Source organism: Sphingobium sp. SCG-1, assembly GCF_002953135.1.
Lineage (GTDB): Bacteria > Pseudomonadota > Alphaproteobacteria > Sphingomonadales > Sphingomonadaceae > Sphingobium.
The window spans coordinates 240,963-252,863 of sequence record NZ_CP026372.1; the positions used below are offsets into that span (position 1 = coordinate 240,963).

At 59.6% G+C, this 11,901-nt stretch carries 11 protein-coding genes; 4 read left to right on the plus strand and 7 right to left on the minus strand.

Going from position 1 to position 11,901, the window contains the following annotated elements; genetic code table 11:
* Positions 1–119: 119 nt before the first annotated feature.
* From C1T17_RS21125 to C1T17_RS01125, 3 genes are read left to right on the plus strand one after another with little or no spacing between them, the layout of a single operon-like run.
* Positions 120–1,190, plus strand: coding sequence for a hypothetical protein (locus C1T17_RS21125; protein ID WP_189338445.1), 1,071 nt, complete (start codon positions 120–122; stop codon positions 1,188–1,190).
* Between the two features lie 35 nt (positions 1,191–1,225).
* Positions 1,226–1,702 (plus strand): glycosyltransferase, encoded by a 477-nt coding sequence (locus C1T17_RS21130; protein WP_223262889.1) that lies wholly within the window; start codon positions 1,226–1,228, stop codon positions 1,700–1,702.
* 37 nt (positions 1,703–1,739) lie between these two features.
* Positions 1,740–3,023, plus strand: a complete 1,284-nt coding sequence (locus tag C1T17_RS01125; RefSeq protein ID WP_104951823.1) for a glycosyltransferase — start codon at positions 1,740–1,742, stop codon at positions 3,021–3,023.
* Between the two features lie 180 nt (positions 3,024–3,203).
* On the opposite strand, the gene C1T17_RS01130 is transcribed toward C1T17_RS01125, so the two are convergent.
* The 3 genes from C1T17_RS01130 to rlxS all read right to left on the minus strand — a co-directional run bounded on the left by C1T17_RS01130 (position 3,204) and on the right by rlxS (position 5,898).
* The gene (locus tag C1T17_RS01130) at positions 3,204–3,407 is read right to left on the minus strand and encodes a helix-turn-helix domain-containing protein (protein WP_104951824.1); all 204 of its coding nucleotides are present in this window, start codon (positions 3,405–3,407) and stop codon (positions 3,204–3,206) included.
* On the minus strand, positions 3,404–3,826 hold the full coding sequence (locus C1T17_RS01135; protein WP_104951825.1) for a CopG family transcriptional regulator: 423 nt from the start codon (positions 3,824–3,826) through the stop codon (positions 3,404–3,406). Before C1T17_RS01135 ends, C1T17_RS01130 begins: the two co-directional genes overlap by 4 nt.
* A 128-nt stretch (positions 3,827–3,954) precedes the next feature.
* Complete coding sequence (gene rlxS, locus C1T17_RS01140) at positions 3,955–5,898, minus strand: relaxase/mobilization nuclease RlxS (protein WP_104951826.1); 1,944 nt, start codon at positions 5,896–5,898, stop codon at positions 3,955–3,957.
* 212 nt (positions 5,899–6,110) lie between these two features.
* Here rlxS and C1T17_RS01145 point away from each other — a divergent pair, with 212 nt between their 5' ends.
* Entirely contained in the window at positions 6,111–6,596 is a 486-nt protein-coding gene (locus tag C1T17_RS01145; RefSeq protein ID WP_223262732.1) for a hypothetical protein, read from the plus strand.
* On the opposite strand, the gene C1T17_RS01150 is transcribed toward C1T17_RS01145, so the two are convergent.
* The 4 genes from C1T17_RS01150 to C1T17_RS01165 form a co-directional block, all read right to left on the minus strand.
* Positions 6,593–7,504, minus strand: a complete 912-nt coding sequence (locus tag C1T17_RS01150) for a HEPN domain-containing protein (protein WP_104951827.1) — start codon at positions 7,502–7,504, stop codon at positions 6,593–6,595. The two genes, C1T17_RS01145 and C1T17_RS01150, sit on opposite strands and share 4 nt — an antisense overlap.
* Positions 7,505–7,610: 106 nt before the next feature.
* Positions 7,611–7,925, minus strand: a complete 315-nt coding sequence (locus tag C1T17_RS01155; RefSeq protein ID WP_145958929.1) for a hypothetical protein — start codon at positions 7,923–7,925, stop codon at positions 7,611–7,613.
* A gap of 55 nt (positions 7,926–7,980) precedes the next feature.
* Positions 7,981–9,735, minus strand: coding sequence for a ParB/RepB/Spo0J family partition protein (locus tag C1T17_RS01160; protein ID WP_104951829.1), 1,755 nt, complete (start codon positions 9,733–9,735; stop codon positions 7,981–7,983).
* 894 nt (positions 9,736–10,629) lie between these two features.
* Positions 10,630–11,697, minus strand: coding sequence for a mannose-1-phosphate guanylyltransferase/mannose-6-phosphate isomerase (locus tag C1T17_RS01165; protein ID WP_104951830.1), 1,068 nt, complete (start codon positions 11,695–11,697; stop codon positions 10,630–10,632).
* Positions 11,698–11,901 lie beyond the last annotated feature (204 nt).

Consider the following 11,901-nt stretch of genomic DNA (forward strand, 5'->3'; position numbering starts at 1 on the left):
TAGCTTCGCTCCCGTTGCTCACGACGGGCGCTTATTCGGCCCCTCGACGCCAATCACACGGTAATTTTGGAATTAACGGCGGCGTTTCTTGTGATGCGTCTGCCGACAGGAGATCAACGATGACGCAGCGACGGATCCTATATATCAGCGACAGCTTGGGAACCCCGATCCCTCACCGAGGAATCTTCAACTTCAGTGTTGCACTGATAGAACGGCTCAAGACGTCTGGCGCAAGCGTAACGCTCCTCGTCGAACGGCCAGACGGCCATGGGATTCGTAAGGCCTGGCTTGACAGCCCGTTTGAATTCGAAAAAGCGATGGACCCTTGGCAAAACAACGAAATCTTTCGTTATCTCAACTCCGGCTCCTTCACCTTTTCACTCGACCTAAACGAACACCTAGATTTCACCGCGCGCGATGCGGCGCACTATCGCGTCCTCAAATACCTGAAGCAACAACAGGTCGAGCATCCTGATACGATTCTTCGCAATATCGACACCGATTTCTGCCTGGTTCCAGGAGATCCAGTTGAAACGGAAGCCAAGCGCCTTCGCAAACAAGTTCGGATCGATTTCATTGAAGAACATTTCAATAGCAAGAGCCAGCCATACTACTCCGGAGCGACAGAGATCGATAGCGAGCTGATCACGGAGACTACGCAATACCTCCAGCTGTTCGACGGATTTCTTTCTGTCAATTGCGTGTATTCGAGCGCCCTGACTAGGGCGCACAACTTTATTCCACCATACCAAGTCGATTGTAGTCAATTTGACGAAGTAATCGTTGACGGCCCTCATTATATTTCTCTCGTGAATAACAATCCAGATAAAACCTGGGTAACTATATATGATCTTATTCCACTATCTAATAGCTCTCTTGGCGAAGAGAGCCATCGCTCATTTTCGCAGAAGTTGTTTTCTAGCCTTGAGCTTGATGGAAACATCATCTTCATATCTGAAACGGCGCAGCGTCAATTCCACGATTGCTTTCCGAACCGGATCTTGCGCAGCGAGCGGATCATCTACCCGCCAGCGCGAACCTTGCTCAGCCAACTCGATACAGAGACGCCGGAAGCCAAACGATACATGGCCGAGTTACCCCGTGTACGGGAAACGCAGCGCCGAAGCACCGTCACGCAACGCGGGGGGGGCTGCGACGTCTATCTAAATTCAACCCCCTGCCCTGGCTGAATCCCCGTCAGCCGACGGCAGTTTGGGATTCAGGACTGCCCTATTTCGTCACGGTGCTCTCGGACGAACCGTACAAAAACGCCGCCCTCTGCATCAAAGCGTTTAGCAAACTGGAAGACCACGCAAACCTCCTTATCGTGGGACGGATGGATGCAAAAAAATATGTTGGCGAGGCCATGCCACGCAATATCCATTTCACCGGCTTCATTTCGGACACCCTGAAAAACGAGCTTATCGCCAACAGCACTGGGTTGATTTTTCCGAGCTTTTATGAAGGATTCGGCATTCCGGTACTCGAAGGCGCACTGCAAGGCGCCCCGGTCTTGTCCTCAGCCATAGACGTATTCCGGGAAATCGTCGACACTAACGGCTTGTACTTTGATCCCCGTAGCGCGGACGAGCTTGTCGCGTGCGTGATGGAGACTTTGTCTAATCCGACTGCGGCGAAAGCACGCGCTAGCGCCGCACAAGCTTTTGTTCGCGCCAAGTTCATGCAGGAGGTCGCATTCTGATTCCGATGCCCAGTAAGAACTCTATTAGAGCATTGGCATGTTGAGCCCGTTTTTCGAGACGCTGCCGTTCCGCCTTAGTCAGTTTCTGATAGGCAGACGGCTTCGCAAACTCCTCGTCCTCCGGCAGCGCAAAAGGACCTACAGTGCAAATAGGTCCGGCACTGATAATTTGCAACCTCGCCTTTTTATCGACGTCGCAGTGATTTACAAAAATGATGCAGGCACCGGGATCCAGCGGGTCGTGCGGGAGTTGGCGCTGGCGTTGACGAAGGAAGCGCCAACGCAGTGGGCCGTGCAGTTTGTTGCAGCCGATCGGCGTCGCCCGTACCACCGAGTTTCATGGCCTGATATCGGCCGGATTGTTGAACCCGCGACGATTCAGAGCCGCCCCGGCGACGTGTTTATTGGTCTCGACTTTTCGCTAGACACCGTTCGCCGCTACCGACGGCAGCTTGCTCAATTTAGGAAGGGTGGCGGGCAACTCTGGTTTCTAATGTACGACCTGCTTCCCGTGGAAAGGCCGGGATGGTTCTCAACATATAACGTCATACGTTTTAAGGCGTGGCTGGAAGTTCTCGCAGGAATAGCCGACGGATTTTTTTGTATCTCTGACCAAACTGCAGCCGATCTAAAGCGGGTACTAGCAGATCGGTTCGATTTATTGTCTGGATTTGAAACGAATACAGTGCCCATGGGTTACAGTATTAGTGAATCCTTGGGTCAGAAAACAACTGCTGCCACTGTTACTCGTTCGGTCGAATTTGATACGTCTGTACCTTTTTTCCTGATGGTCGGCACTCTAGAACCACGGAAGGGTCATGCTGAAATCGTTGATGGTTTTAGCGGACTGTGGAAAGGGCGCGGGGGTTATCGACTTGTAATTGTTGGACGCCGCGGTTGGCACACAGAGGATTTGTGTAACGCCATTCGCCTTCATCCTGAGCATGGGCGGAACCTAATCTGGCTTGATAATGTGGAAGATGCCGAGCTTGCACGAATTTACGAGGCTTGCAGTGGCGTCATTATCGGATCTCACGCCGAGGGCTTTGGTTTGCCGTTGATAGAAGCTCTAGGATACAAAAAACCAGTTTTGGCACGTGATATAGCAATTTTTCGTTTGCATGAGAAACTAGGTGTCCGCTATTTTCCCCAATGCTCGAATCCTTCGGCTCTTGGGACTTACATCCAAAACTGGGCGGAAGATGTTCTCGCCAATCGGATTACCGTGCTGAAGCCGGTGGGGGAGTGGAAGGACGCTGCCATCACGATCTTTTCCATCCTTACACGTGCGGCTGATATCCGAGCTAAAAGTAGCTTGTGACTAGAGTTCTCAAACTGTACTGGAGTAACAACACAGCATAACGCGTTTGAATGTCCATTCCTGACTTGTTATACGTATCTTCGGTCTGGTTTGACTGCTTACTGAAGTATTCTGAGTCAAGGTCTGCGTTAGACGGGAAGGACGTCCGCGTACGGTGTGCATCCCGTAGCGAACGCCGCGTCACTTCACGTCCCCTGCCCCCTGCCCGCCGCGCTCAATGAGCTTCCGCAAGCTGGCGACCGGCACCAAAGTCAGGGCGCCGATCTTCACCACCTCGATTTCCCCTGCGCCGATCAGTTCGTAGAGCTTGGAGCGCCCGATGCCGGTCATCCGGCAGGCTTCCCTGATCCGCACAGTGATGCGCTCTGGCTGTGGATCGATCATCTGCTGTCCTCCGTTGGGGTGATTTTCCTGACCAGCTTCGGTACGCCGCGATTGCCCGCGAGCCTGCGGGCAACCTGATCGACGAACTGCTGGTAGCGCCGCTGCCCAAGATGCTCGGTCTCGGTATCGAATGGCGGCTGATGGGCCGCGAGCGTCAACTGATGCGTCACGAGCAGGTCGAGCATTTCGGCCATGGCGTTGAGCGTGGTTTCAGTGCGCAGGGCAACCTTCTGCTGGCGGTCAAGTCTGGGTCCGAACTGGGTGTCGAGTGCATTGTGCCCTTTGCGTTCAAGCCAGGCGCGCAGCGCATCGGTCAGGATCGTGGTTTTCGATGCACCGGGCTTTGCCGCGAGCGCATCGAGCGCCTGCGACAGGTCGTCCGGCAGATAGAACTGGTGGCGGATTTTCCTGGTCTGCATGGGACAAGCCTAGGCTGGTTTCCGTATCCTGTTGATGGCGCTGATGGGCGCTGATGGGACCCGAACGGCTCAGTCTGGTTTGACGCTCGCGATGCGCGTGCTGCGCAACCCGCTCTCGCTTCCCACGCCTATTCGATACCCAGCCCCCGGCTGCGGCCGATGGTCCAGCTGATCCCGCCGGTGTCACGCATAACGCCCGAGACAGGCTTGCCGATGGCGCGTTCGAGCACAGGGCGCCAGGGGACGAGGGTGAAGTCGCGGCTCCTCTCTATCAGTGCGTACCTGGCAGTGCCCACCTGCACGGGGCGGCGGTAGGTTCCCTCAATGGTCTGCCCCGCTTTTGTCTCAACAAAGCTCAGCCCCAGTTCCTGCGATAACTGACCCGCCACGCGCCGCAGTTCGCGCTGCTGGAGCGTGCTCATGAGATTGGCACGCAGGCGGATAGTGTCGCCTTCTATTGTCGCCAGCTCCTGCTCGACCAACCACTGGCGGCGCAGGTCCAGCGCATGTCGCACCTCCGTCCCGAACCCGGGCCCGATGGGCGTCGGCCTTCGGGCCGTCCGCTCGCTGTCGAGCCAGGTCGGACCATCATGTCGGGCAAGCTCTTGCAGCGGTTCTGCCGAAAGCGTCTCGATCACCACCGGTGCCTTGCTGATCTTGTCGCGCTCCCACGCTTCGACCCGGGCCAGATGATCGGGGGCAATGACCCATGTTCCATTGGGCCGACGTTCTACGCTGTCGGTGGCGCGCCGCATTGCTTCAAGCCGCCGTTCATGGGTACGGGCAAAGGCTTCGGTGGCGCTGGGATCGTGCCGCAGATGCAAGTCGATACTGTAGCTGCCGTCATTGGCGGCGGCGATCGTCGCGATAGTGTGATCTATCGGCCGGACTGCGACGGTGTTCGGCGTAATCCTGACCACGCTGTTATTCCGCGTCGCCGGCGCATCGATACCGATATCCACATAATGGCTGAGGCCCTCGGTGCCATCCACGATCAGATACTGCCGATCGGCATGTTCATCGGACAGCCCCCGCGCGATGACCTTGCCGACGATCGGCCTCCCGCTGCGCGCAGGATCATGGATCGCATAATCGGCCGGTGATCGTTCGGGCAAACGCGTGAGCATCGCCCGCTGCATGGTGCGGATGATGTCGCCCCTTTCCCCCATCCGGCGCAGCGTCTGTTCCAGGTCAGCATCGAGCCGCCAAGCCCCGCGTCGTTCCTCGGTCGCCAGGCCCATTGCCCCAAGCGTCTGCAACCGCCCGGCCCGCAGCGCCTGTTCTACGCCGTCTTTATGCACAGGCCGCACCAGCCCATCTTCACCGACCGCGCAAGCCAAGCGACGGTCGATGCCGGTGAACCGCTCCTGCGTCATTTCGCGTTCGCTGGCCCGCTGGATTTCATGGGCTGACCGTGGTCCCAGATCGAGGTCGACCAGTTCGGCAGCGCGGACGCGCAGACCCTGCGTCAGATATTCCCGCGCGATGACCAGATCTTTGCCTTTGTCGTCTTTTCCCCGAACGATGACATGGGCATGGGGATGACCGGTATTGAAGTGATCGACGGCGACCCAATCGAGCTTCGTGCCAAGGTCCGCTTCCACCCGATCCATCCAGCGACGGACGAGGGGTTTCAGATCCTCATATTCCGCGCCATCCTCAGGCGCGACAATGAAGCGGAACTGGTGGCGGTCACCGCTACCGCGTTCGAGGAGTGTTTTGCCATCCACGGCATCGCTCTCGCGCCCGTAGAGCGTGCCACGTTCGCCTTCGCGCGTGGTGCCGTCGCGCTGCAGGTAGCGCAGATGCGCCACCGCCCCTGCCGCGCCCTTGCCTGCCAGCTTCACGATCCGCGCTTTCACCACCACCCGGCGACCGCCCGATGCGCTACTGCCGCGCGAGGCGATCAGCCGTCCGACGCCTGCGCCGCGACCGATCCGCGCGCCAGTGAACGTGCTCGCCTTCCTCGCCACTGTACCGCCCGCACGATTGACTACGCCGCGCATCCGGTGGGCGAAGGGCCGGTCCTGGCCCACCCGGCCAAGCCACAGGGTAAACGGATCGTCGGACATGGGCTGACCTCACGCAAAAGGAACATTGCCCAAAATGAGGGGAGCGTGTGCCAGTGCTTCAAGGGCCTCCATGACGGCACTGCTCTCAAGCGCAGAACTGCGCGTGTTCTCGGCAGGGCAGTGCCGCACCGGAGGCATTCCACTGCCCTGCGACACCCCATGCCTCCACCCAAAACGCCGTGCAGACGCCACATGCCGCGCCGCATGGAGGCATGGCTTTCTATCTTGCCTTCCGCGCCATCCCTATTCCGGCACCCCTTCCGCCCAAAACGCCATTTCCGTTGTTCATTCTATGTTCTATTCTTCCCTCCCGATTTTCCGAAAAGGCAGTGACGATGGGTGTGCAGATTGCGGCAAGGCAGGACGACCGATTGCAGCTCAGCGGCGACATTGAGACGCTGCTCGACTTGCCCGCGCGGGCACGCACGGAGGGCTTCTCGCTGGCGATTTCCGATGACAGTCTGATCCGGGGACGCGACGATCCTGCAAGCAATCGCAGCCATTTTACGGTCGCCGTCGATGGCGCGGCCATCATCGATATCGCTCGCGATGCACAGGGCGACCGGCTCGATATCGACTGGCGGATAGACTGGATCACGCTCGCCTGCGGCACCGACACGCTGTGCCCGGTCGATGCACAAAGCGTGGCTGATGACCGTCAGATGACGCTCGATATCGGTGTGCGGCAAGCGGCCTAAGCGGCTTTGGCGAGGCTTTCGATCCGCATTTCGCAAGCGGTGCGGACGAGTGATTGCAGTAGCGTCACCCGCGCGGCAATCCATTCAAGTTGCTCGGCAGTGATGCGGTAGGAGCGCGAGTAGCGGGCTTTCACATAGGCATCCCGCAGCAGCGCATAGCAGTGCCTTTCAAAGCGGCTTTCGCGCGGCCAGACGGCTTTGAGGGACGGTTCCAGTTCCTCGGCCAGGTCGCGCAGGCGGTTCAAGTTATGCGTCTTGGGACTGTACAAAGTACGGACCAGAAATAGGCAGTGGTAGAAGCGTTCAGTCGCCTGATGCAGCAGGAAAGCCGCGTACTTCGGCTCGTTGTCGGCCACACTGTAGGCTGCTAGTTTCAGTGCATATTCTGCGCTGTGAAACCACTCCTCGAAGTAGTCCTGCGTCTCCCGCAAAGCCTGCTCAGGCGACAACGGCTGCGGCTCAGTGAACGGGTGGCCCGGTTCCTCAAACAGGACGATGCCATCGCGGACGATGTCCATGAAGAAGTAGCGGCCAAGCCCCAGCTTCTCGTTCACATCCTCCAGACTGTGATAGATGAGGCCGACCGGCGTACGCAGCGTGGTGCCTGCCGACAGGTCGGCGAGAAGCTGGCTTTCGGTCTTCTCCCAGAACTCGGCGATGTCGGTGAGATCGTCGTGATTGACGACGACCAGCAGATCGTAATCGGAAAAATAGCGCCCGACCGGGTCTTCGACCCAATCTCCGCGTGCATAAGAGCCGAACAGGATGATCTTGAGCAGCGCGCCATTGCGGAAGCGCGGCTGGGTGCGCTGCGCGGTCGCGCGCGCAAAGCCTGCGCGCACGGTCTCGACCACATAGGCCAGTTCGCGCTGCTTGCCTTCGGGCAGATGATCGAGGCTAGTCTTCATGGACACAGAGTCGCCGTTTTGTGTGCCCGTGCCAAGTCCAAAGTGACGCGACGGGCCCGCTTACGGGTCGGTCGCGTCCTATTTACGAAGAGCAGCATTGCTCATGTCACTCCCGGTCCTTACCCCCGCCCCCGCGCCGGAACGGCCACAGCCGCCGCCACTGCGCGGCGCGGCGATACTGCCGGTCGAGCGACCGGGTAACGTGCAGAGCGACCCACGCCCGATGGCGCATGACATCGCGTTCGGTGATACCGAGCAACTCGGCGATGTCCGTGTCGTTGAGCTGGTCATCATACTTCATGCCATACACCATGCGGAGAATGTCAGGCAGCGTAGCCACCGCCCTTGCCTTCCGTCTTGCGTAGCGATCGGTGATGAACAGGCAGCGAATATAAGTGCCAAGGATGCGAAGGAGACGCATGTCCAGTACTCCAAAGGTACCGGCAACGGAGGTCCGCTGCCGGTGCATTGCGTGATCATGCTGCCTTGCGGATCGGCTCGGCGTCGGGGGTGCCAACATCGGGTGTAACGGCCACAAGCTCTGCCACCTGTTCCCATCGGCTGACGCTGCCAACGCCGCCGCGCTGGGTGTAGGCCGAGGGTGGAAAGGCCATCCACTTGGGCATCCAGCCTTCGACCTTCTGCCGTCCGTTTGTGCCAGCAATGCAATCGCGGATGATGCCACGCTGGACCTTCGCCGACTCCTTGGCATTGGATGCCGCCGTCTCCGATCCGGCAATATCCGCCAGCACATGCCCTACGATCTCGCGGTCTCGGATGCCATCGAGCAAGGCATCGTCAGCCTGCCAGACAGTTGCCATATCGACGTTCAGTTGGACGCCCAGCAGCTCGATCAACGCGCTGCCGCTCTCCAGCGTCTCGCCCATGACGATGGCAAGGATGTCAAGCACTTCGCTGTCGGACAGCGATAGAAGGTGCGTGAACAGTCCGGCTATGCCCTGCTCTCCATCATAGCCACCGGCGATGGTCGGCGTATCCGCATCGAAGCCCAGCAGCGCCAGCAGCCTGCGGCGTTTGGCATCGAAGCTGGCTTCGGACGCACAGGTCTCGACGCTCTCGCTAATGGCATCGCCCTGCCCGCGCTGGCGCACCACATCGATCCGCCACAGCGACGATCCAACAATGGCATGGGCCAGCATCACCCGTAAGGCTGTCGCTGGCGCATCGGCGAGCTTCGCGCGGACGGCCGTATGGCGGTGGAGGTCGATATAGGATTGCAGGGCGGAGGTCAGTTCGGGACGCTGGGGTTTGTCCAGCACTTCGCCTCTGGCAAGACGGCGCGCGTCCTTGCAGGTGACATAGCCTTCATGGAAGGTAACGTCGCCGCGATGACCCAAGGTTACATAGACCTTGCCGCCTTGCTTCTTCGCTGTCCGTTCATGCTCCCATGTATGGAATGGCTCTCCCCGGTCGAGGATGACGACATCGGACCATCCGGCATCGCGATACGCTTCGGCGCGATCTTCCACCGCTGCCATTTGCGCGGTCCAGAACTGCTCGGCGCAGGCGAAGTAGCTGTCCTCGCCGAACAGGTCGGATATGATCTCGCCACCATAATTACCTACATCGAACAGCGCGACCTTGGTGCAGATGGACGCGCCGCCGAACAGCCATGCCTTGAGCGCCGATCCGGTGGGGACATAGGCGCTTTCGTCATCCAGCAGAGCCAGCCAGTCGCGCTGCTGGCTGCGGGATGCCAATGTCAGATGCCGCACGGTAACGGCGTCGATCTTCTCGGTGCGGAACAGGCTGCGGATGCGTGGCAGCAGATTGCCGAGCGCCAGGGTGCGTTTGACCTGCAAGGCACTTTGCCCGAAGGTCAGCGCGATATGCTCGAGGCTGCGGCCTTCCCGCACCAGCCGGGTAAAGGTCTCGCATTGGGTCATCTCGTCGGGATCGAGGCGGGCGATGTTCTCGATCAGCGAGGCTTCCAGCGCAGCGGCATCGTCCCCCGGTGTCATCACCACGCAGGGCAGCGGATCGATCCCGCCGGTCTCCTGAGCGATGACAAGCGCGGCATGATAGCGCCGTTTGCCTGCGACGATCTCGTAAGCATCGGGCGTATCCCCTGCCCTCACGATCAGCGGCACCAATATGCCCCGTGCGCGAATCGAAGGGAGGATGTTGGCGAGGTCGGGTGCCTTCTTAACGCCCCGCATGTTGAGACGCGAGACGGACAGATTTGCGATGTCGATAGCTTTAAGTTCCATGACACTTTACTCCTTCTACCGCAGCAACCGGCGCCGGAATGGCGGGTGGGCGGCAGGAGCGAACCGAAAGGCCCGCCGAACGAGCCGGGTGGCACCCGCAGGGCCGGAACGAAGAGGAGGAGCGGCGCGCAGCGCCGCTTGCCGCCCGGCGCGGCGGGCCTAAAGGGCAGCGACGCCCACCCGCCAGATCGACGCCGCCAAGGCCAGCGCCGCCACCCGCAGGGTGGCGACCACAGGAACGGTGCGCCAGCACCGGCCCCATGCGTTACTGATCATCGCCCGACCGGGACGAGACGCGCGTCACGCGCGGTCCGGTGGAACGTCAAGCGGAACAGAGCCGGGCCGCGCCAGAGGCGCGGAACGCTCAATTTATATGGAGACAGTCCGCTGCACCACGAAACTTCATAAACTGTTTATAGCCTTACCCGCGTCCACACAGGGGGACTGACGGGTGCCGTGCGAGGTTGCAGCAGCTATCGCCCGACCTAGAACAGCTAGATGCCACGATAAGGCTGTTTGCGCCTGACTTCGTGCGAGAGAGTGTCGTGCCCAGGTTGTTCAAGCCGCCCAAGTCTTGGAACAGAGGGGGGGTGAACCGTCGCGGGCCGTCCTGGAATTTTGTGCGCAGGTTCGAGTCCGAAATACGCGGCAGCAATCCCGTGCGTTTTGGCTGGGCAATTGCACCAACCAAGACCTGCAAACGAACGAGTCAGATACTCTTGCCGACTTCGACGGCTCACAGGCCGGGTGCCTTTGCCGATGCCGGGTCGCTCCGGCATGAGAGGAGACCGCGCCGCGCAAAGAAGTATGCCGACTCTGCTGAACGAGGGCTAAAAGTCGTATCTCGTGGCAGTTCTGACGGCGTAGATCTGGCCCATCAACGTAGCGCCATGACTAGCGGTTCTTAAGTGCCTCGGTGACTTTCTTGACGTTCTGCGATTGGCCGCGACGCAGGATCATGATGTCGCCCTGGGCGACTACCACGATCAGATCCTCCACTCCCACCAGCGCGACACTCGGACCATCGCTATGGACGAGGCAACGGGAAGCATCGATCGTCAGCACGTCGCCGCGCACGGCATTGCCGTGGTCGTCCTTGTCGCTGATCGCATGGAGCGAGTCCCAGCTACCAACGTCGGACCATCCCATGTCCACAGGTACGCAGGCGACTTTCTCGGCCCGCTCCATAACGGCGTAATCGATCGAGTCGGACGGGCACAGTTCAAACGACGCGGCGTCGGGATAGAAGCGTTGGCCATCCTTGCGACCTTTGTTAAGTGAAGCCTTCGCGTGAGCGAGCATCTCGGGCTGGAAGGTTTCGAGCGCGGCGAGGTAAGCGTCGGCACGGAAGAGGAAGATGCCCGCATTCCAGACGTAGCCGCCTTCGGCCATCATATCGGCAGCACGAGCGGCATCAGGCTTTTCTACGAAGCGGGTGACGGCGTTGACAGCGCCCTGCACAGGATCGCCCATCTGGATATAACCGTAGCCTGTTTCTGGCGCGTCGGGCGTGATGCCGAAGGTCACGAGCCAGCCATTAGCGACCAGCGGCAGCGCCTGCGCAATCGCGGTGTGGAAAGCCGGCAGGTCGGCTATTACATGATCGCTCGGCATGACCAGCAGCGCGTCGGCGGGATCCTTTGCGACCAGAGCCGCCAGTGCAATGGCTGGCGCCGTGTTGCGACCGAACGGTTCCAAGAGGATGTGGCTCTCGGTGATGCCGATCTCGGCAAGCTGTTTCTCAATCAGATCGGCATGAGCAGCGTTGGCCACCAGAATCGGTACGCCGAAGGAGAGATAGGAGGCGGTGGTCGTGGTGTCTGTCCGCCGTGCCGTCAACTGAAGCATAGTCTCGGCGGCGGTCAAAGCCAGCAACTGCTTGGGTCGTTCCGGCCGCGACACAGGCCATAACCGAGTTCCGGAACCGCCGGAAAGAATAACCGGAACAACAGATGCACTCATGAAAGATAAACCCCCTTCAATATGTCGTTCGGTCCCCTAGCATGGGCAGCAATTCATCAGAAGACGCTGTTTAGCGTCTGTGAAGGTACTGCCGCCACAACGGCCCCAACTGGTATGTGGGGTTCAAAATAAAGATTTTGGTGCGTTCGGATCGCAAGCTATGTGCAGCACTCGCATGATTCCCGCGACCGTCGCATCCGACGT